This window comes from Mesorhizobium sp. WSM4844, assembly GCF_055811775.1.
Map to the genome: position 1 here is coordinate 12,484 of NZ_JBVVQB010000044.1, position 20,603 is coordinate 33,086.

Annotated in this window: 21 protein-coding genes; 14 read left to right on the top strand and 7 right to left on the bottom strand. The window is 64.5% G+C overall.

Features of this window, described 5'->3' with window-relative positions; all coding sequences use genetic code 11:
- Positions 1-20: 20 nt before the first annotated feature.
- From AC0L2A_RS26565 to AC0L2A_RS26575, 3 genes are all read left to right on the top strand, one after another.
- The gene (locus AC0L2A_RS26565; protein ID WP_473611313.1) at positions 21-2,012 is read left to right on the top strand and encodes a glycoside hydrolase family 127 protein; all 1,992 of its coding nucleotides are present in this window, start codon (positions 21-23) and stop codon (positions 2,010-2,012) included.
- A gap of 110 nt (positions 2,013-2,122) precedes the next feature.
- A complete protein-coding gene (locus tag AC0L2A_RS26570) occupies positions 2,123-3,286 on the top strand; it encodes a hypothetical protein (protein ID WP_473611314.1) in 1,164 nt (387 codons plus the stop codon).
- Positions 3,273-3,896, top strand: coding sequence for a hypothetical protein (locus AC0L2A_RS26575; RefSeq protein WP_287223741.1), 624 nt, complete (start codon positions 3,273-3,275; stop codon positions 3,894-3,896). Before AC0L2A_RS26570 ends, AC0L2A_RS26575 begins: the two co-directional genes overlap by 14 nt.
- 107 nt (positions 3,897-4,003) lie before the next feature.
- Here AC0L2A_RS26575 and AC0L2A_RS26580 read toward each other — a convergent pair whose 3' ends face one another.
- A complete protein-coding gene (locus tag AC0L2A_RS26580; protein ID WP_473611315.1) occupies positions 4,004-5,029 on the bottom strand; it encodes a threo-3-hydroxy-L-aspartate ammonia-lyase in 1,026 nt (341 codons plus the stop codon).
- A gap of 290 nt (positions 5,030-5,319) precedes the next feature.
- On the opposite strand from AC0L2A_RS26580, the gene AC0L2A_RS26585 reads away from it, so the two are divergent.
- The 3 genes from AC0L2A_RS26585 to AC0L2A_RS26595 all read left to right on the top strand — a co-directional run bounded on the left by AC0L2A_RS26585 (position 5,320) and on the right by AC0L2A_RS26595 (position 6,978).
- Positions 5,320-6,234, top strand: coding sequence for an ornithine cyclodeaminase family protein (locus AC0L2A_RS26585; RefSeq protein ID WP_473611317.1), 915 nt, complete (start codon positions 5,320-5,322; stop codon positions 6,232-6,234).
- Positions 6,235-6,251: 17 nt separating this feature from the next.
- Positions 6,252-6,452, top strand: a complete 201-nt coding sequence (locus tag AC0L2A_RS26590; RefSeq protein WP_473611318.1) for a hypothetical protein — start codon at positions 6,252-6,254, stop codon at positions 6,450-6,452.
- Between the two features lie 154 nt (positions 6,453-6,606).
- Positions 6,607-6,978, top strand: coding sequence for an endonuclease domain-containing protein (locus AC0L2A_RS26595; RefSeq protein ID WP_473611319.1), 372 nt, complete (start codon positions 6,607-6,609; stop codon positions 6,976-6,978).
- A 456-nt stretch (positions 6,979-7,434) separates the two neighbouring features.
- On the opposite strand, the gene AC0L2A_RS26600 is transcribed toward AC0L2A_RS26595, so the two are convergent.
- Positions 7,435-8,760, bottom strand: coding sequence for an NAD(P)/FAD-dependent oxidoreductase (locus tag AC0L2A_RS26600; protein ID WP_473611321.1), 1,326 nt, complete (start codon positions 8,758-8,760; stop codon positions 7,435-7,437).
- A 175-nt stretch (positions 8,761-8,935) separates the two neighbouring features.
- Between AC0L2A_RS26600 and AC0L2A_RS26605 the strand changes: the two genes are divergently transcribed.
- The gene (locus AC0L2A_RS26605) at positions 8,936-9,772 is read left to right on the top strand and encodes a GNAT family N-acetyltransferase (RefSeq protein WP_473611322.1); all 837 of its coding nucleotides are present in this window, start codon (positions 8,936-8,938) and stop codon (positions 9,770-9,772) included.
- 22 nt (positions 9,773-9,794) lie between these two features.
- On the opposite strand, the gene AC0L2A_RS26610 is transcribed toward AC0L2A_RS26605, so the two are convergent.
- Genes AC0L2A_RS26610 through AC0L2A_RS26620 form a run of 3 tightly spaced genes read right to left on the bottom strand, consistent with a single transcriptional unit; the run spans position 9,795 to position 11,977 of the window.
- On the bottom strand, positions 9,795-10,235 hold the full coding sequence (locus AC0L2A_RS26610) for a GtrA family protein (protein WP_473611323.1): 441 nt from the start codon (positions 10,233-10,235) through the stop codon (positions 9,795-9,797).
- On the bottom strand, positions 10,228-10,914 hold the full coding sequence (locus AC0L2A_RS26615) for a class I SAM-dependent methyltransferase (protein ID WP_473611325.1): 687 nt from the start codon (positions 10,912-10,914) through the stop codon (positions 10,228-10,230). The genes AC0L2A_RS26610 and AC0L2A_RS26615 overlap by 8 nt, the downstream gene beginning before the upstream one ends.
- Positions 10,889-11,977: a glycosyltransferase family 2 protein gene (locus tag AC0L2A_RS26620; protein WP_473611326.1), complete on the bottom strand. Its 1,089-nt coding sequence runs from the start codon at positions 11,975-11,977 to the stop codon at positions 10,889-10,891. The genes AC0L2A_RS26615 and AC0L2A_RS26620 overlap by 26 nt, the downstream gene beginning before the upstream one ends.
- A gap of 321 nt (positions 11,978-12,298) precedes the next feature.
- Here AC0L2A_RS26620 and AC0L2A_RS26625 point away from each other — a divergent pair, with 321 nt between their 5' ends.
- From AC0L2A_RS26625 to lpxK, 6 genes are all read left to right on the top strand, one after another.
- Complete coding sequence (locus tag AC0L2A_RS26625) at positions 12,299-13,642, top strand: TldD/PmbA family protein (protein ID WP_473611327.1); 1,344 nt, start codon at positions 12,299-12,301, stop codon at positions 13,640-13,642.
- Positions 13,629-14,438 carry a 3'(2'),5'-bisphosphate nucleotidase CysQ gene (locus AC0L2A_RS26630; protein ID WP_473611329.1) on the top strand — a complete coding sequence of 270 codons (810 nt, stop codon included), beginning with the start codon at positions 13,629-13,631 and terminating at the stop codon, positions 14,436-14,438. The genes AC0L2A_RS26625 and AC0L2A_RS26630 overlap by 14 nt, the downstream gene beginning before the upstream one ends.
- Before the next feature lie 76 nt (positions 14,439-14,514).
- Positions 14,515-14,760 (top strand): DUF4170 domain-containing protein, encoded by a 246-nt coding sequence (locus AC0L2A_RS26635; protein ID WP_023802307.1) that lies wholly within the window; start codon positions 14,515-14,517, stop codon positions 14,758-14,760.
- Between the two features lie 5 nt (positions 14,761-14,765).
- Entirely contained in the window at positions 14,766-15,554 is a 789-nt protein-coding gene (locus AC0L2A_RS26640; protein ID WP_473611330.1) for a lysophospholipid acyltransferase family protein, read from the top strand.
- On the top strand, positions 15,551-16,867 hold the full coding sequence (gene waaA, locus AC0L2A_RS26645; protein WP_023802309.1) for a lipid IV(A) 3-deoxy-D-manno-octulosonic acid transferase: 1,317 nt from the start codon (positions 15,551-15,553) through the stop codon (positions 16,865-16,867). Before AC0L2A_RS26640 ends, waaA begins: the two co-directional genes overlap by 4 nt.
- Before the next feature lies 1 nt (position 16,868).
- The gene (gene lpxK, locus AC0L2A_RS26650; protein ID WP_473611331.1) at positions 16,869-17,897 is read left to right on the top strand and encodes a tetraacyldisaccharide 4'-kinase; all 1,029 of its coding nucleotides are present in this window, start codon (positions 16,869-16,871) and stop codon (positions 17,895-17,897) included.
- 106 nt (positions 17,898-18,003) lie between these two features.
- On the opposite strand, the gene AC0L2A_RS26655 is transcribed toward lpxK, so the two are convergent.
- Positions 18,004-18,237, bottom strand: a complete 234-nt coding sequence (locus AC0L2A_RS26655) for a DUF2093 domain-containing protein (protein WP_027153867.1) — start codon at positions 18,235-18,237, stop codon at positions 18,004-18,006.
- 143 nt (positions 18,238-18,380) lie between these two features.
- Entirely contained in the window at positions 18,381-19,307 is a 927-nt protein-coding gene (locus AC0L2A_RS26660; protein ID WP_473611333.1) for a LysR substrate-binding domain-containing protein, read from the bottom strand.
- A gap of 89 nt (positions 19,308-19,396) precedes the next feature.
- Here AC0L2A_RS26660 and AC0L2A_RS26665 point away from each other — a divergent pair, with 89 nt between their 5' ends.
- The gene (locus AC0L2A_RS26665) at positions 19,397-20,290 is read left to right on the top strand and encodes a DMT family transporter (RefSeq protein ID WP_287229816.1); all 894 of its coding nucleotides are present in this window, start codon (positions 19,397-19,399) and stop codon (positions 20,288-20,290) included.
- Positions 20,291-20,603: the final 313 nt, after the last annotated feature.

Here is a 20,603-nt window from a genome sequence, read left to right on the forward strand (position 1 = left end):
AACCGAACCGGAGTAAATTGATGACCGCATCGCAATCCGCCAAGCCGGCTGCCGAACTGGACAAGCCGAAACGCGCCTTTCGCCCGCTGCCGGTGCCCCAGGTCGATGTGCGCGGCTTCTGGGGTGACCGTGCCGATGCCGTCGCCACCACGACCGCCAGCATCCTCTATGACCGCTGCGTCGAGGCGCGCATGCTCGAGCAGATCGATCCGGACCGGCCATCGCCGGGCGTCGTCATTCCGTTCCACTCCCCCTCGCCGGACGAGGCCGCCACCCCCGGCAACGAATTCACCGGCTCGACCGTCACGACCCAGATGTTCTGGGACTCTGACTGGGGCAAGACCATCGAGACCGCCGCCTATTCGCTGTACCGCCGCCGCAACGACGCGCTGGAGAAGAAGATCGACGCCGTCATCGACATGTACGGCAGACTGCAGCAGCCGGACGGCTATCTGTCGAGCTGGTACCAGCGCATCCAGCCCGGCCTGCGCTGGACCAATCTGCGCGACTGCCACGAGCTCTACTGCGCCGGCCATCTGATCGAAGGCGCGGTCGCCTACTACCAGGCGACGGGAAAACGCAAGCTGCTCGACATCATGTGCCGCTATGCCGACCATATTGCCGAGACCTTCGGCCCCGAGCCCGGCAAGAAGAAAGGCTATTGCGGCCACGAGGAGATCGAGCTGGCGCTGGTCAAGCTCGCGCGGGTCACCGGCGAGCAGAAGTACATGGACCTGGCCAAATACTTCATCGACCAGCGCGGCCTTGAGCCGCATTATTTCGACGAGGAGGCGCGTGCCCGCGGCGCCGACCCAAAGGCCTATCATTTCAAGACCTACGAATACAGCCAGTCGCACCAGCCGGTGCGCGAGCAGGACAAGGTCGTCGGCCATGCGGTGCGGGCGATGTATCTCTATTCCGGGATGGCCGATATCGCGACCGAATATGGCGACGACACGCTGCGGGCGGCGCTCGACCGGCTGTGGGACGACCTCACCACCAAGAACCTCTACATCACCGGCGGCCTCGGACCGTCGTCGCACAATGAGGGCTTTACATCAGACTACGACCTGCCCAACGAAACCGCCTATGCCGAGACCTGCGCTTCGGTCGGACTGGTGTTCTGGGCGAGCCGCATGCTCGGCATGGGCCCCAATGGGCGTTACGCCGACATGATGGAGCGGGCGCTCTACAACGGCTCGATTTCGGGCCTGTCGCTCGACGGCTCACTGTTCTTCTATGAAAATCCGCTGGAAAGCCGGGGCAAGCACAACCGCTGGAAATGGCATCGCTGCCCGTGCTGCCCACCCAATATCGGCCGCATGGTCGCCTCGATCGGCAGCTATTTCTACGGCCTGTCCGACGATGCCTTCGCCGTCCATCTCTATGGAAACAGCACGGCTCGTTTCGATATCGCAGGAACGCAAATAGAGCTGCGCCAGACCAGCAACTATCCATGGGATGGCGCGGTCTCGATCACGATCGAGCCCGAGGCGCAGACGACATTTACCTTGCACCTGCGCCTGCCGGCCTGGTGCCGCAAGGCGGCGCTCAAGGTGAACGGGGAGGCGGTCGATCTGCAGGCGATCACCAGCGACGGCTATGCCGCGATCCGGCGCGAATGGCGCAAGGGCGACCAGGTCGAGCTCGACCTCGAAATGGCCATCGACCGGTTCTATGCCAACCCGCAGGTGCGACAGGATATCGGCCGCGTCGCGCTTGCCCGCGGCCCGCTGATCTATTGCGTCGAAGAGACCGACAATGCCGGCCAGCTGCACCGCATCGCCTTGCCACGGACGGCACAGATCGAGGCGCATCAGCAGCCGAACCTTTTGGGCGGCGTCGTGACGCTTTCGGCTGTTGCCAGGAAAGAGACGTTTGAAGACTGGGACAACGGCCTCTACCGCCCCGAACCACCGGCGGTTGAAGAGTCAAAAATCACCGCCGTGCCGTATTTTGCCTGGGACAACCGCGGTCCCGGCGAGATGCTGGTCTGGCTGAGAGACTCGTGATCCGGGGATGAAGATGATGCCGCCGACGACAGGGATGTCTTGAATTTGCCCCGGCGGCGCTAATTTAGAGGGGAGAGTGGCGCCAGCCACTCGAATGGGTGGAGGCAGAGTTGGCGCTCGAAGATGTCGCGCGTCCGAGCGCTGGTGCTCGCGCCATGGTCATGACCGTCGCGGCGGTGCCGTTGCTGTTCGTGATCAGCGGACTGGCCATCCGCTATGCGGCTTTTGCTTCGGTGTCGGAGGAGACAGGTTTCGCGGCTTATGCCCGTGCGCTGTGCCGGTGGGATTGCGCCTGGTACATTGGCATCAGCGAACAGGGCTATGAGCGTTTTCCCATTCCAAACCACAGCAATGTCGGTCGCTGGAGCTTCTTCCCGCTCTATCCGATGCTGGTGGCGGCGATCCGGTCAGTTTTCCCTTTCCCTACGATACTGATCGCGACGATCACCTCGATTGCGTGCAGCTACGCCGCCTGTCTGGTGGCGTGGCCGCTGCTCGAGAAGAACATGCCTGCCTATATACTGTATTGCGCGTTTTTGCTCAGCGGGCCGTTCTCGTTTCACTTCACGACCTTCCTAAGCGAACCGCTTTTCGTGCTGCTGACCTCGTGCGTCTTTCTGGCGCTCAAGCGCTCCAGCTATCTCGCCGCGGGCGTTTCATCCGCGCTGCTGTCGGCGACCAGGCTGGTCGGAGTCTTCGTCGTCTTTGCAACCGTCATTCAAATGTTCAGCGAGCATCGCCGGCAGGGCGGATCGGCGCTGTCTTTCCCACGCTGGCTGCTTGGCCGACCGGATCTGCTGGTCGCTGTCCTTATCTCGCCGGCCGGTTTGTTCGCTTACATCCTGTTCCTGTACCTCACCGTCGGAGACGGCTTTGCATTCCTGCATATCCAGCGCGCCTTTGGACGGGTGGCCGGCAATCCACTGGTCTTCCTATGGGACGGGCTCTCAAATGTTCCGAAGACGGGCTGGCTGCCTACGTCGCCGCAATGGAGTGCGCTCGCCGCGATCGCCGGACTGGCGCTGTCGGCCGTCCTGGCGGTACGCAGGCAATATGGCGCGGCACTGTTCTGCGCGCTCTGCATCATCCTGCCGCTGATCACCAACCTGGCCTCGATGGTCAGATACGTCATTGGGCTTGCGCCCCTGACAATTCTGCTCGCCATCCTGTTGTCGGCGCCGAAGCTGATGTGGTTGGCGGCTTTGGTTCTCTTCCTTGGCGCCTGTTATTTCACGACTGTGGCGTGGATCGGAGGCTACCTTGCCCTGGTCTGACGATCCGGCCCGGTATCGGCGCGCCGCCTGGCTCGGCGGCTATGCGCTCGCGGCGGTTCTGGCCGGGGCCGAGATCGTCATCCTTGCGCTTGCTCTCAATCCGGACGTCAACGCCGACTATCGCGCCTACTACATCGATCGGACGACGACCTGCCTCAATCGCGATGCGACCGGCAGCTACACACTTGGCCAGACGGTGTCGTTCCGGAGCGACGGCGCCAAACGGGCAGCCAGCATAAAGGTCTGCGGCTGGTCGGGGTCGGCAGGCGACGGCACCCATTCGCTAGGCGAGACCTCGCGGCTTCGCGTGAAGATACCGCCGCTCCGCGACAGCCTGATGGCCACGCTGGAAATGGCCGCCGTCATTCGTCCACCGCAGATCACGCAAAGGGTGGTGATCTCGGTGAACGGTGTTCGGGTGCATGCGGAGACGCTGTCTGGCAAAGAACCACGAACGGTCTCGTTCGTCGTTCCACCGGCGGCTCTCGGCAAGGCCGATACACTCGAAATCGCCTTCGACTATCTCGACGGCATTCCGCCGACTCCGGCCGCCAGCAACATCTACAAGCGCTCCATCAAGCTGGTGTCGTTGCGGCTGGATGCGATTTGAGATCACGCTCAACGACCTGCAGCCCATGCGTATCATGACGCGCGAGCATTACCGTGCGCTGGTGACCGGCACAGGGCCGCACGGTACCAACCGCGCCTGGTTGTGTCTTAGCGAAAGGTCTCCGGCCCGGGGCGCGCCATGGCCTGCTCGCGCGGCGTTTTGTCTGCGGCCGCCATGATCAAGCTGGCAAAGCGGGTGAGATCCACATTGCCGCCACTGACGATGACACCGATGCGCTGGCCGCGCAGGCTTTGCGATTCCCTGCGAACCGCCGCCGCTGCAAGGCAGCCGGTGGGTTCGACCACGATTTTCATGCGCTCGGCGAAAAAATGCATCATTTCGACCAGCGCGTCGTCGCTGACCGTGGTGATAGCGGCAACCTTGTCGCGGATGACAGGAAAATTATGCGCGCCCAGATGGGTGACGACCGCGCCATCGGCGATGGATTTCGGCACTTCGATGGTGACGACCTCACCCCGCGCGAGCGATTGCTGACCATCATTGCCGGCCTCCGGTTCAACCCCGACGACCCTGCAGGCGGGCGCGCATTCCGCTGCCGCCAGTGCGGCGCCGGCGAGCAGGCCGCCACCACCAAGGCAGACATAAAGGGCATCGAGCGAGCCGGCCTCCTGGATAAGTTCAAGTGTCGCCGTGCCTTGCCCGGCAATCACATCGGGGTGGTCATAGGGTGGAATGAGGGCGGCTCCCCGCTCGGCGGCGATCCTGCCGCCAATCTCTTCGCGGTTCTCGCTGTAGCGGTCGTAGAATATCACTTCGGCGCCATAGCCGCGGGTGGCACGCACCTTCAGCTCGGGCGCATCCCTGGGCATGATGATGACTGCCTTCACGCCCTTGATCGCGGCCGCATAGGCCAGCGCCTGCGCATGATTGCCCGAAGAATAGGCCACCACTCCGCGCGCCCGCACCGAAATATCCAAGGCCAGAAGCGCGTTCATGGCGCCGCGGAACTTGAACGCGCCGCCACGCTGGAAGTTCTCGCACTTGAAGAACACCTCGGCGCCGGTCAGCTGGTTGAAAGTGCGCGAGGTCAGCACCGGCGTCCGGTGGGCCAATCCGGCGAGGCGCGCCGCGGCGGTCAGAACATCGTCGAATGTCGGGATATTGAGGGGCATTGCTGGTCGCCTTCTACGCTTGCCGGTGGTGGGCCGGCCGATGGTGGGCTTGCTTGTCTGCGAGGATACGTGTTTGCGCGAACCGGCGATCGCATTCGATGGGAAGGTTGGCGCAACATTCGCCCGAATGGCGGGCGACAAACCGTAGGAAATGCCGCTGGTTAGCCAACACCGCTGTCTTCCCCTGAGAACCGCTGGCTAGAATGAGGGAAAGCCGGGGAGATGTCATGTCCGTCACCGCAGACGAGTCGCAGCTGCTGCTGCTTGCAGGCGATCAGGTCGCGCCGCTGTTGGAGCCGGATGCCGTCCTCGATGCGGTGCGGCGGTCCTTCGAGCTTCACAGTGCGCGCGAAGGCAGGGTCTTTCCGCTTGTGCGCGAGAAGCTGCATACCGGCGGCATTTTCGGTATCAAGTCGGGCGACGTGCCGAAAGCCGATCTTCTGGGCTTCAAGGCAGCGGGCTTCTGGCCAGCCAACCGCGAGGCCGGCAAGGAGCCGCATCAGGCGACCATCGTGCTTTTCGACCCGCACACCGGGCGTCCCTTGTGCATAATCGACGGGAACGCCATCACCACCTTGCGCACAGGGGCGGCTGGCGCCATTGGCCTGACCCTGCTGGCCCGCCCCCAAAGCCGGTCGATCTGCATTTTCGGCACCGGCACCCAGGGCCGGATCCAGCTGCGCCTGGCTCTGCGTGCGATGCCCGGTCTGGATACCATCCATTACCTGACGGCGGACGGCCGCCCCGACGCGGCGTTCGAGGCGGCATTCGAGGATTTCGCGCCGGCCCATTCGAACCAAGCCGCCAAAGCTGTCGGCTCGAGCGATATCATTATCACCGCGACCCCCGGCAGCGGGCCGCTGTTTCCGCCAGAAGCGGTGCGGCCCGGCACGCACATCAACGCCGTGGGTGCCGATACGCAAGGCAAGCGGGAACTGCCCGACGGCCTGCTTCGCCGGGTACGGCTCTTTGCCGACGACTGCGAGCAATCGGCCGCTGTCGGCGAAGGCCAGTGGGACACCGGCTGCCGGGCGACCGAAATCGGCGACCTTCTGACCGGAAAAATTCCGTTCACGCGCGATGCCGCCGACATCACGGTCTTCGATATGACCGGGCTCGCGCTGCAGGATCTGACGGTCGCGAATATGCTCTGGCGACAGGCCAGGAGCCGGGGCACGGGAACGCGCGTGCCATGGCGCTGGTAACGCGGGAGAAACAGGCAATGACGACCAAGACCATCCATTTGTTCAACGCGCAGAGCGGCATATTCGCCGCCATTTTGCTACAGGACGAGGTCGATGTGGCGCCTTTCGGCGAGACCCCGAAGATCGGCCATCTCGTTCGCATCGGACCAAATGCTCCTGCTCTCGATCATCTGGATATCGCCATCGGCGACGCGGTCGCCGAAAAACAGGAACGATAGGTCGGGGTCGCACCGTTTGGATGTCCAGACCAACTCGTCGGCGTCGGGGCGACTCTGGTGGATGGCCAGGGCCCATTGACCAGTGATGGGAGTCAGCGATTTGCATGACGATGGTATGTTGGACGTAGCGCCAAGGCCGGAATAATCTCGCCCGATGCCGCATCAGCCTGTCGCTCCGACCAAACGTCGTTTCGCCCGCTCGATGCGGCGCGAGCCAACAGAGGCGGAGGACCGCCTGTGGCACGAACTGCGCGGACGCAGGCTCGATCGCATCAAATTCCGGCGTCAGGCTCCCATCGGCAAATTCATCGCCGATTTCGTTTGCGTCGAGGCCAGGCTGATCGTCGAGATCGACGGCAGCCAGCATGCCGATTCGAACCACGATCGGGAGCGAGACGCCGAATTGAAGGCGAGGGGCTTTCGTGTGCTGCGCTTTTGGAACGACGACGTGCTGCGGGATTTGAACGCCGTCTGCGACACCATCATCGCTTATGTCCGCGATGAGAGTTTGCAGCCGTGGCGGTAATGGCGCGGTCTTGCCTTCTCCCCCTGTGGGAGAAGGTGGATTGGCGCGCAGCGCCAAGACGGAAGAGGGGTGTTGGACGGAGCGCCGTCCGTGCCAAGATGGAGCACCCCTCATCCGGCCGCTTCGTGGCCACCTTCTCCCACAAGGGGAGAAGGGAAAGCGCGGCATTCCGCGCCTTGGCCAAGCCGCATACTGGGTCGGTATCTTTCCGAGCTCGAGCGGGGCGAAGCGGCTGCGACGCCCGAGGCCCGGATTGAAGGCGTTTGCCGCGAACTGGCGGTCGTGGACGCGGTGAAGCTGTGTGCCTGAAGCGCGCCTGTATGTATTGGATGCCGGAAGAGGGTGCGGCGGCGGCGACCGCATCGGCGAGAGCGGTCGTCAAACGGTCCAGATCGCGCCTGAGCCCGTAGGTAACGATCGCTCAGCGCCCTTTGCTGTCGCCAGCGGTCGATCGCATCAGAAGGCGCCGACTTCAATTTTGGATCTGTCCGCGAAGCGTGACAGGCGGAATGGCGTCGGATCGACGCTTGCCGCGTCACCGGCGACCAGATCCGCCGCCAGATGGCCAATGCCGGGGCCGGCGCCGAAGCCGTGTCCGGAACAGCCTGCGGCGACGAACGCTCCGCCGATGCTGTCCACCGCCGAAATCACCGGCACTGCGTCCGGTGTGAAGTCGATATACCCGCCCCAGGAAGACACGATGCCGGCATCGGCAATGGCGGGGAACAGGGCCTTTATCTGCGTCATGATGCTTGCCGCCATCCGCTTGTCTGGAGCGGGATCGAGGACGCGGATGCGCTCAAACGGGGTCGGCCTGTCGAGACGCCAGCGACCGAGTGTTTCCGGGCCTGCGAAGAACGAGCGGCCTATGCCGATCTCGACGGCCTTCAGCCGTTTGATGAACATCGGCAGAAACGGGCGGGCATAGCGGATTCCCTGCGGCGTGATCTCGAGCGTCGCCCTGCCGCTGGCGGCTATCGTGTAGCTGCCATCGATCCGGCGCGTCAGGGCACCGTCAGAGGTAAAGATTGCCCCGCCAAGATCCGGTGCAGGACCGGTCCGCAAGGTGGTCTGACGGACGCTGGCCTGCGGCAGCGAAACCGCATGCATGCGCAGGAAAGCAGAAGCCCAGGCGCCGGCGGCGCATAGCACCGCGCTGGTGCGGATCAGGCCTTTCTCGGTGACGACGCCGCTCACTTGCCCATTGGTGATATCCAGGCCGCGTGCCGCGCAGTTCTGATGAATGGTCGCGCCACGCTTGCGGGCGCCCTCGGCGATCCGCGGGGCGGCCAGCCAGGGCTCGGCCTTGCCATCGTCTGCCGCGTGGACGCCGCCCAGCCATTTGCGGCCGCCAGCCGCGGGAACGGCGGCAGTGGCCTCCTCGGCCGTAAGCATCCGCGTCTTGACGTCGAACCGCCGTGCAACCGCGCGCCACTTGTCCCATTCGGCGAGCTGCTTTGGATCGTCCGTCGCATAGATGAGCCCGCAACGGCGGAAGCCAAGGTCGTGCCCGATCTCTTCGGTCAGCTCTTGCCACAGCCGCAGCGCCAGATTGGCAAGCGGCAATTCACGTGCATCGCGGTTCTGCCGGCGGCACCAGCCCCAGTTCCGGCTCGACTGTTCGCAGCCGACATAGCCCTTTTCGATCAGCGCCACCGACAGGCCGCGCCGCGCCAGGCAATAGGCCGCGCTGGCGCCGACAATCCCGCCGCCGATCACCACGACGTCCGCTGACCTGGGCAGCGTTTCATCGCTGCTGATGTGGTGGATTAAAGGGGACATGGCGGCCTCGGTAATCAATGATAGCTCGCAGTATCGGCGACCGGCGCCGTAGAATGCACTGACTGCAGCGGCATTTTGGCATTTTGCACCGAATCTCGCCGGCATTCGGCGAGTGGCGCGGAAGAGGCGGTTCTATCGTCCTGTCAGTCTTCCCACTCCAACAGTCCTGGTGCTCATGAACACCCAGTCCGTCACATTCGAACCTTTTGAAGCGCACCATCTTGAGGAAGCGACGGACCTGTCGCGAGCGGCCGGCTGGCCGCACCGGAAGGAAGACTGGGCCATGATCTGGTCCCTGAGCGAAGGTCAGGTCGCGTTGGATGGCGGCAGGGTGGTGGGAACCGCCTTCATGACCCCTTTCGGAAGAACCTGCGCAACTCTCAACACCATCATCGTCGCTGAGGCAATGCGTGGTCGCGGGCTGGGACGGCGGCTGACCACCACCGCGCTCGAGCAGGCCGGCGACCGCGAGTGCCGCCTTACCGCCACGGCCGACGGACTGCCTCTTTATGAAAAGCTGGGTTTTGTCGCGACGCACGATGTTCGGCAGCACCAGGGCACCGTCGGGCAGATCGGTGCGCCTCCGGCCGTGGAATGGATCGGGTCCGAGCACCTTCCGACACTCACCGTGCTCGATCGCGCCGCCTTCGGTGCGGATCGCGCCGCGCTCATGAACGCCTTGGCAGGCGAGGGACGGTTTGCGGCCATCACCAACGAGGACGGCATCGCGGCCTTCGCGGCCGTGAGGGCATTTGGCAGGGGCGAGGTCGTTGGACCGGTCGTGGCAGAGGATCGCGATCAGGCGAGAGCCCTGATCGCGTTCATTCTCTCCGGAATGCAGGGCCGCTTCGTGCGCATCGACATCCCTGAAGACGCCGGCCTTTCACCCTGGCTCGAAGGACTGGGGCTCGCCCATGTGGGCGGGCCGGTTGCCATGCTTCGGGGCGCAAGCAATATCCCGGGTTCCACGAACCCACGCATCTTTGCCCTGGCCAGCCAGGCCCTCGGCTGAGGCCAACTCAGAAGACCATGGATCAGGTGGAGCGGTCGCCGTGCTCGCCGGGTCCTCGCTGCGCAAAAACCCATCGGTCGAGCATGAGAAGATTGACCGCCGGAACAAGCAGGCATGTAACCACAATGGCAATGATCGGCGGCAGGCCGAGTTTCGCCGTCAAAAGCGCCGGCGCCGCGTAAGCCACGGCAAAGCCTGTCGCCGTCAGCAGGAGAAAACGCGCAGCTTCCGATCGATGCGATCCATTCGACATGAAGGTTACCGATTTATGGGCGAAATATGAAAACACGGCAGCCGCCGCGTAGGCCGCGAGCGACGCCTGGACCGGCGAAAGGCCGATACATTTCGATTCGACCAAACCGATAGCCAGGGCAGCATACAGGATTGTCGCGGCGATGCCGACCAACCCGAAGCGCGCCAGCAGCTTCAGCCCGGCACCGGCAGTCGAACGGTCCTCAGACATGCGCGCTGCACGCATACTGGGCCCCGAGCGGCAGAGGCGCGAGCAGGCGCTCGAGTCGTCTGGCGAAGGACCTGGCCGACGGCAGCAGCAGGAAGTGCTCGGATCGGATATCCTGAAAACCCGTCTCCTGAAAAAGCAACCTTGCTTTGGCGGCGTTGAGCAGGACCGCTTCCTGGTCGAACGGACACCGCAACACCGCAAGACGCGTCAGCGGATTAAAGGGGTTGTGCTCGATGATGCAGGCGACGCCGCCCGGCCGCACGACGCGCCGCATTTCCTGGAAGAAGTCGAGCCAGGAGGCGGGCGGAACGTGATGGACGACGCAACTGGCGAAAGCCAGATCGAACGCGCCGTCGCCATAAGGCAGGCGCGGCGTCGTGCAGGCCCTGTAGGTCACACACGGATTGTCCTGGCAGGCTCGCAGAATCGATTGTTCCGAGACGTCGCAGCCATCCAGGCTCTCGAACGCGCCTTCGAGATAAGGGTGGAGCGACCCGACGCCGCAGCCGATATCCAGCGCCCGCACCCCGCCCTGTCGAAGCCCACGCTCGACAACGAGACGCCGCAGCAGGTCGGCCTTGGCGATCAGAAAAAAGTCGTGCCCGAGTCCGGAAAACCGGATGGATCCTGCGACCGCCTCGCCATAGTTCGATTTATAGCTGTCGAAGAGTTCGGCCATCAGCCGAGGCTCCGTTCCTGGGTTTTCGAAACGGTCGACGGCTCTCACTGGCGGCACGCATCGCCTTGTCGAAGCCGGCGACCCGATCGATCACGTAAAGCGGACGGCGTTTCACCTCGGCGTGGATGCCGCCGACATAGAGCCCGACCACGCCGGTCATGAAAAGATTGATGCCGCAAAGCAGCGACACGATCACCACGGTGGATGTCCAGCCGGCAATGATGCCGGTTTCAAAAATCCAGGCGAAGATGGCGTAAATGCCGAACAACACCGCAAGCGCGGAGATCGCCAATCCGCCCCACAGCGCCATGCGCAGCGGCTTCTCGGAGAAGCTGACGATGCCGTGAACGGCAAGGTGCATCATCTTCCAGAATGGGTATTTGGTCTGGCCAAGGGTCCGCGCCGGGCGTTCGAAAGGCACCGCTGTCTGCTTGAACCCCATCCAGGCGAACATGCCCCTGACGAAACGGTCGTGTTCGGGCATTTGCTTGAAGGTTTCCAGAGCCTTGCGCCCGACCAGGCGAAAATCGCCGACGTCGCGGGGGATGTCGACCGACGTCATCTTCTCCAGCAGGCGGTAGAAGAGACTCGCCGTCAGGCGCTTGAACCAGGATTCGCCCTCACGCTTGACACGGCGGGCATAGACGATCTCGAAGCCTTCCTGCCACTTCGCCACCAGATCGAGGACCACCTCCGGCGGGTCTTGCAGGTCGGCATCCATGACGATGACGGCATCACCCGCAGCCGCATCCATGCCGGCCGTGATCGCGACCTGATGGCCGAAATTGCGGGAAAGCTCGATCAGCCGGAAGCGCGGCTCGACGGCGACGACGTTGCGAAGGTATTCGACGCTCCCATCGAGGCTGCCGTCATCGACGAAGATCGCCTCAGTCTCACCGTCCAGCCGGCCGATCAGCGAACTGATCCGCTCGATCAGTCGCGGCAGGACCTGTTCTTCATTGTATATGGGAAGGACCAGCGAGTACCGCGGCGGCGACACGTTCACCGCAGTCCTGATGCTTTGGATCACAGGGTCTCGCATGCCGTTGAAAATGGAACGCAAGCTACAAAGTTCCAAGGACACACAAGAAATCGCTAAATTTAGCGGTTTCGAGCAGGTGGCGATCATACGTGGAAGGACAAAGGCGTTACCGCAGTCGAACGTCCACTTGTGGTCGGAGCACGGCGTCAATGGGCTATCGGCCGGTCCCAAACCGCCGCGAAGCAACCTGTGAGGACCCGCTTCGATCATGCCGCCCAAAACGGGTGTCTGCTGGCCGATCTACCCCGCTTGCCACTTCTGCCATTGCACAAGCCACATCAGAACAATAGATGGTGCGGAGCGGCCGCCCCTTATGTCAGGCGGGAAAACAGGACTATGCGCATGACCGATACGCTGGACTCAGCGAAATTGACCGACCGGGTCGCGGCCCTGGTCGAGGCTGCCAAACGGGCCGGCGCCGACGCCGCCGACGCGGTTGCGGTGCGCGGCCGTTCGACCGGCGTGTCGGTGCGGCTTGGCAAGGTCGAGGGCACGGAGGCGTCCGAGAGCGAGGATGTCTCGCTGCGCGTCTTCGTCGGCAAGCGGGTGGCGAGCGTCTCGGCAACCGCTGCCTCCGACCCGAAAGCGCTAGCCGAGCGCGCCGTGGCGATGGCGAAAGTCTCGCCGGAAGATCCCTACCAGGGCCTCGCCGATCCGGCCTTGCTGGTCAAGAAGCCGCGCGACCTCGATCTGTTCGATCCGACGGAAGTCTCGGCCGACCAATTGAAGGAAGCGGCGCTGGCCGCGGAAGCGGCGGCCCTTGCCGTCAAGGGCGTTACCAATTCGGCCGGCAGCGGCGCCAGCGCCGGGCTTGGCGGGCTGGTGCTCGCCACCTCGCACGGCTTTGTCGGCCACTATGTCGCCTCGCGCTTTTCGCGCTCGACCAGCGTCATCGCCGGCGAGGGCACCGGCATGGAGCGCGATTATGAATTCTCCTCGCGCCAGCATTTCTCCGATCTCGACGCGCCCGAGGACATCGGCCGCAAGGCCGGCGAACGCGCGGCGCGGCGCATCGGCGCGCGCAAGGCGGCGACCGGGCCGGTCGATGTGGTGTTCGACCCGCGCGTCGCCCGCGGCATCGCCGGCCATCTCGCCGGCGCCATCAATGGCGCCTCCGTCGCGCGCAAGACCAGCTTTCTGCGCGACATGATGGGCAAGCAGGTGGCGGCGGCCGCGATCACCGTCACCGACCAGCCGCTCCGGCTCCGTGGCCAGGCGTCGCGTCCGTTCGACGGCGAAGGCATCGAGGGCGAAAAGCTGCTCATGGTCGAGAAGGGCGTTTTGAACCACTGGTTCCTGTCGACCTCAGTCGCGCGGGAATTGGGGCTGACCACCAACGGGCGCGGCTCGCGCAACGGCTCCTCCGTCTCGCCGTCATCGACCAATCTTGCCATCGAGCCGGGCGAGCGGACGCCCGAGGACCTCATCAAGTCGCTCAAATCAGGCTTTTACGTCACCGAGGTGTTCGGCCAGGGCGTCGACATGGTGACTGGCGAGTACAGTCGCGGCGCTTCCGGCTTCTGGATCGAGAATGGCGAACTCGCCTATCCGGTTGCGGAAGTGACCATCGCCTCGAACCTGAAGACGATGTTCCTCAACATGGTTCCGGCGAGCGATCTCGATCGCAATTTCGGCACCGCCGCACCAACGCTGCTGATCGAAGGCATGACCCTTGCCGGAGCTTGACCAGGTCGCCTCCGCCGCCGGGGCTCGTGAGGATCTGCCGCTGCTGCGCGACGCTGCCCGCGAGGCGGGCGACATCGCCATGCGCTATTTCGGCAACAATCCGCAAGTGTGGATGAAGGGCGGCACCTCGCCGGTGAGCGAGGCCGATCACGCCGCCGACGCCTATCTGCGCCAAACCTTGCTTGCGGCACGGCCGGACTATGGCTGGCTGTCGGAGGAGACGGCCGACGATCCGGCAAGGCTTGCCGCCCGCCGCACTTTCGTCGTCGATCCGATCGACGGCACGCGCGGCTTCCTCGAAGGCCTGCGCTCCTGGTGCGTCAGCGTCGCGGTGGTCGAGGACGGCCGCACGCTTGCCGGCGTGCTCGAATGTCCTGCCACGGAGGAGACCTATTGGGCGCTGCCCGGTGAGGGGGCGTTCCTGAATGGCCGTCGCATTGCCGTGCGCCGCCCGGCAGCGATGGTCGAAATTGGCGGGCCGAAGCCATTGATCGCCCTGATGCCGGCGCAATGGCAGGGGCGGCTGAGCCGCGTGCCCTATATTCCCTCGCTCGCCTATCGGCTGGCGATGGTCGCCAATGGCAGGCTCGACGCGACCTTCGTCAAACCCAGCGCACATGACTGGGACATCGCCGCGGCGGATCTCATCCTGCGCGAGGCCGGCGGCGCCCTGCTCGACCAGAAGGGCCGCGCACCCCGCTATGCCGGCGAAGTCATCCAGCACGGCGCGCTGGTTGCCGGCAGCGGCGAACTGCTCGCCGTCCTCTCCGCCGTCGTCGCAGGGCTGGACGGCTGAACGTATCATCAATGGTTCCAAAGTCGGCGGCTTTGGTCTAGACCTGTCACAAACTCACGATATGTGAAGGACCGACATGACCGCGGAAGACGGAAAGAAGCAGCTTTTGCACCTGGTGTTCGGCGGCGAACTGAAGACGCTTGGCGGGACAGAATTCCGTGATCTCGAGACGCTCGATATCGTCGGCATCTATCCGGATTATCAATCCGCGCAAACGGCGTGGAAAGCCAAGGCCCAAGCCAGCGTGGACAATGCCCACATGCGTTATTTCGTCGTTCACCTGCACCGGTTGCTCGACCCCGAAAACAAGCCTGCCGGTTGACATGGATGGATCATGAAGGCGTGAAAGGGCCGGCCACGAGGTCCGCGGCAAGGCGGCGTCGCGGTGGCACCTCGAAGACATTCTGGCGCAAGATACGCGAACCGCTGGCGCAATCGCGATTCGTCAAGAACGCCATCGCCAGCCTGTTTGCGCAGTTCGTTCGCCTCGTCCGCCTGACCAATCGTGCTGTCGACGGATCGGCGCAGATGTCGGGCGGCGCCTACTCGCAGTTCGAACCCGCCATCATCGCGCTGTGGCACGGCCAGCATCTTCTGACTCCGGCCTACTATCCCGGGGGACGGCCAGTGGTCGCCATGGTGTCGCGTAGTGCCGATGCCGAGCTCAACGCACTGATGATCGAGAAATTCGGGATCGAGGCGGTGCGCGGCTCGGGTGGACGCGAAGGCTCGAAGCGTCGCGACAAGGGCGGCGCCAAAGCGCTGATCGCCCTGAAAAAGTCACTCGCCACCGGCAAGAACGTCGCCATGATCGCTGACATTCCGCATGGCACGCCGCGCGACGCCGGGCTTGGCATCGTTCTCCTGGCGCGGCTTTCGGGCCGGCCGATCCTGCCCGCCGCCATCGCCACCAGCCGCCGCAAGGTGCTGGAGCGCAGCTGGGACAAGACCACGATCAATCTGCCGTTCGGCCGCTCCTCGATCGTGCTTGGAGCGCCGGTGTTCGTTCCGGCCAACGCCGACGAGGCTGAAATGGAACGCAAGCGCCAGGAGGTCACGGCCGCGCTCAACGCCGCGACCGCCGAGGCCTACCGCCTCGTGGATGGCCCAAAATGAGCGAGCGCTGGGCGCGCACTTTCCTGACGGCGTATCGTTTCGCAGGCGCAGCCGCCTATCCCCTGGTCGGGCCCTATGTCGCCTGGCGCACCTCCAGAGGCAAGGAGGATCGAATTCGCCGGCGCGAGCGCTATGGCATCGCCGGGCGCGAGCGCCCCGAAGGGCCGCTGATCTGGATCCATGCGGCGAGCGTCGGCGAGACGATCGCCGTCGTGCCGCTGGTCGAGAGCATCCTCGACTACGGCGTCAATATCGTTCTGACGACGGGGACCGTCACCTCCGCTCAGGTTGCCGAGGAACGGCTCGGCGACCGCATCATCCACCAATACGTGCCGCTCGACCTCAAGCCGGCGGTCAGCCGCTTCCTCGACCATTGGCGGCCGGATCTGGCGATCATCGCCGAATCGGAGATCTGGCCGATGACCATCCTCGAACTCGGCGCACGCCGTGTGCCGCAGGTGCTGGTCAATGGCAGGCTGTCGGACCGTTCGTACAAATCCTGGAAGAAGCGCGCCAACATAGCCGAGGCGCTGTTCGAGAATCTCGCCCATGTTGTCGCCCAGTCGGATGTCGACGGCGAGCGCTTCCTCTCGCTCGGCGCCCGGCCGGTCACCGTATCCGGCAATCTCAAGGTCGACACCACGCCGCCGCCGGCCGATGAAAGGGCGCTGTACACGTTGAAGCGCCAGATCGGCGCCCGCCCGACCTGGGCGGCGATCTCGACCCATGACGGCGAGGAGGCGGTCGCCGCCGAGGTTCACGCGATGCTGCACAAGCGGCACCACGGTCTTTTGACGATCGTCGTGCCGCGCCATCCCGATCGCGCCGAAGCGCTTGCCGCGCAGATTTCCGGCATGGGCCTGAAACTCGCGCGGCGCAGCAAGGGCGACCGCATCATCGCCGATACGGACATTCTGCTCGGCGACACGATGGGCGAGATGGGGCTTTATCTCCGGCTGACAGAGATCGCCTTCGTTGGCCGTTCGCTCACCTCGGAGGGTGGCCAGAACCCGCTGGAGCCGGCCATGCTCGACACGGCGGTGCTGGCCGGCCGCAACGTCCAGAATTTTCGCGAGACCTATCAGCGCCTGCTCGACAGCGGCGGCGCCAAGCTGGTGCGCGACCGCGACATGCTGGCCGGCGCCGTCAATTTCCTTTTGACGAACGAGGTGGCTCGCCACGAGATGATGGCGGCGGGTGCGGCGACTGTCGAAGAGATGCGCGGCGCGCTGGCGCTCACCTTGAAGTCGCTCGAACCCTACATTCAGCCTTTGGTCGTCAAATCGCGCCTCAAGGGCGCCAACGGCCGTTAAGATGGCCAGCGAAGCGCCCCCCTTCTGGTGGGAAGAACCGGACTGGCGGGCGCTGGCGCTGGCGCCGCTGTCGGCGGTCTATGCGCTGGTTGCCGGTCGCCGCATGCGCTCGGCGGCGCGCGAGAAGATCGAGGCGCCGGTGCTTTGCGTCGGCAACTTCACCGTCGGTGGCACCGGCAAGACGCCGGTGGCGATCGCACTGGCCCGGCAAGCCAGGCGCATGCAGCTCAATCCAGGTTTCCTGTCGCGCGGCCATGGCGGCTCCTTTGCGCGGCCGCATGTCGTCGATCCGCATCATGACGCCGCCAAGCATGTCGGCGATGAACCGCTGCTTTTGGCCGAGCACGCGCCGGTCGCAGTGACGCCGAACCGTGCCGCCGGCGCCCGCCTCCTGCTGGAAAAGCATGGCTGTGATTTCCTGATCATGGATGACGGTTTCCAGAGCGCGCGCATCCACATCGACTATGCGCTGGTCGTCGTCGACGCACGCTACGGCGTCGGCAACGGACGCGTCATTCCCGGCGGTCCGCTCAGGGCTGGCATCGTCGACCAACTGGTTTTCACCAGCGCACTGCTGAAGATGGGCGAGGGCCTTGCTGCCGATGCCGTCGTTCGCCAGGCGGCGCGCGCCGGTCGGCCGATCTTCGAGGCTCATACGCGGCCAACCAGCAAGGCGGGGCTGGCCGGCAAGCGATATCTGGCCTTTGCCGGCATCGGCCATCCCGACAAATTCTTCGACACGGTCCGTCAGGCCGGCGGCGAGGTTGCGCTGGCCCGGTCGTTTCCTGACCATCATTTCTATGGCAAGGACGAACTGGCCGAACTGGCAACGACAGCGCGAGGTGCCGGACTTGGCCTCATCACCACCGCCAAGGACGCCGCCCGGCTGCGCCACGATGCCGCGTCGGCCGATTTCCTCGGACAGCTCGATGTGCTGGAGATCGACACCGTGTTCGATCCCGACCACGTGCCCGAACGCATCATCGACGAGACGCTGGATGCCTGGCGGCAGCGCAAGCTGCAGGGCTGATCCAGGGGCTTTCGAGAGTCGCGACGGCAGAACCTTTGCGGAATGCCGGCAGGCAGAGGGGGCGCGAAGGACCGTTACAGATCGCGTCTCATTCTGCGTAACCGGTTTAGCGCCGGCTGCGCAGTTCGGGATGTGCCTCGATCTCGCGGCGCAGCGAGGCCGCGGCACTCACATAGGGCTCTTGCCTGGCGACGCTCCAGTATTTGAGCTCATCGAGCGGGATGCTTTCGCCGGTGACCGCACAGCGCACGAAGGCGCCGGGGCTGGTCACCTGGAAGTCGCCGTCCAGGTAGCGGATACGGGCTTCCTTGCCGCCGGGGCCTTCAAAGCGATTCATCATGACATGGAGCCAAGGTTCATGACGATGTCATCGCCACAAAATGCCGGCAAGGTCAAGCTCCGAGCGAGGCAAGATTGACTTCAGTCGGCTTCGTTTCGGACGGCAACCAGCCGAGCAGGCCGGCAAAGTGGATGCCCCGCATCCTACTGCTCGGCTGCGATGAAATCCTCGATCTTTTCCGCCGCCAGTCCCGCCTGGGCCGCGATGCGCCGGGCAAGCTCGGCTGCGGCGGCGCGCGGGCGCCCGATAGGCCGGTCGAGCCAGTAGGATATCGGGCTGAGGACGACGCGCTCGTCGACGGCGATGATACGGCCAGACTTCAGTTGATCCTCGGTCATCGGCGGCCGCGCCAGCGCGATGCCGAGACCATGGGCTGCCGCGCCGAGCACCAGATTGTAGTCCTCGAAACGGCGGTCCTGCGGACGCGGGCGATAGTCGATGTCCTGTGCGGCAAACCAGGCACGCCAGGCCGAGGCGTCGGAATCGTTGATCAGCGGGAATTTGAGCAGCCGGGCAGGGTCGCCTCGGCCGATCTCGCGGGCGAGGTCCGGCGAGGCGACCGGAAACACATGTTCCTCGAACAGCTGCACCGAGACGCGGCCGGGGATGCGGCCGCGGCCGCAGCGGATCGACAGATCGATGCCCTCGTCGGCAAGGTCCGCCTGGCGGATATCGACGTCGAGCACGATGCGCAGCCTGGACGGATTGTTTTCCAGCGCCGCCATGCGCGGCATCAGCCACAGCCCGCTGACCGAGGGGATCGAGGTCAGCCGCACCACGGCGGTGCCGCGCGGCTCGATCCAGCGGTCCGAATTGCTCGATATCAGCGCGAAGGCCTCAATGGTGCGCAGATGCAGGCGGTTGCCTTCGATCGTCAGTGAGACACCTCGCGCGCCGCGATCGAACACTTTCAGCCCGAGCCAGTCCTCGAGCTTGGCGATCTGCCGGCTGACGGCGCCATGGGTGAGATTGAGTTTTTCGGCAGCGGCTGAAAAGCTGCCCGTCCGTGCCGCGGCGTCGAAGGCGCGCAGGGTTTCGAGCGGCAGCATCGCGTCTGAGCTGTGATCCATAATCACAGCTGACCCTCGATTTGGTCGTTTGTCAACCGATCGGGAAAGGCGCTTTGTATATTGAGAGCATGAAACGCGGGATTAATGAAATGAACGCTTGTACCGGCACGTTGAATACGACACAGCGGATCGACACCACGGCGGCCATTGCGGTGGCGTTGACGGTGGTCGGCTGGGCCTCCGCCTTTCCGGCGATCCGTGCCGGCCTCGTCGCTTTCGGGCCGCTGGAACTTGGCGCGCTGCGCTTCGCCATCGCGGCGGTGCCGGCGGCGATCTTCCTCGCCGTCAAGCGGCCGGCGCTGCCCCGGCTCGATGAATTATGGCGCTTTGCCTTCGGCGGCGCCGTCTTCGTTGCGCTGTATACGGCGATGCTCAATTTCGGCGAGCTGACCGTCTCGGCGGGTGCTGCCGGCTTCATCATCAATGTCAGCCCGATCTTCACCGCGATCATGGCGATGGCGCTGCTTGGCGAACGCTTCTCGGGCCTGGCCTGGGCCGGCACATTGCTGTCCTTCGCCGGCATCGGCATCATCGCCATGGGCGAGGGGCAAGGGTTGCATTTCAACAATGGCGCGCTGCTGGTCCTCGGCTCGGCGCTGTGCTCGGCGGTCAACACCATCGTGCAAAAGCCGCTGTTTGCCAGCCATCATCCGCTGACCATTTCGGCCTCGAACATGGTGCTCGGCGCGCTCTGCCTGCTGCCCTTCCTGCCGAACGGCCTGGCGCAGGCGGCAGTTGCCGATACCGCCGGTCTCGGCGCCGTCGTCTTTCTCGGCATCGTGCCAAGCCTCATCGCCTACGCCGCCTGGGCGACAGCACTTTCCCGGCTGCCGGCGGCGCGCGCCTCGAACTTCCTTTATCTGGTTTCGCCGGTGGCGACTCTGATCGGCTTCTTCTGGCTGGGCGAGGTGCCGACGCTGCTCGGCATCATCGGTGGCGCGCTGGCGCTCGGCGGCGTCATCGTGGTGAATTTGAAGCGGTGAATCACAGGGTTGGAGGGCTTGGTTGAATCATAGAGAGCTGTTTCGAACGGCTCTTTATGATTTCCCCTCTCCGGTTTGCTTCGCAAACCACCTCTCCCCACTTCGTGGGGCGAGGAACCCAAGTTTTCTGGGGTCGCGGCCTTGGTGATCGGTGTTTCCCCGCTCCCATTTTAATGGGGGAGAGGTGGGCGGGGCGCGGCGGGGGGGGGGGGGGGGCCGGCCGCCCAGAAAAGATCAGTCCCATAACCCCCCCCCCAACACTCGCTCAATTTAGGCGAGCCAGAGGGCGAAATAGTTCGGGGGGGCGGGGTTG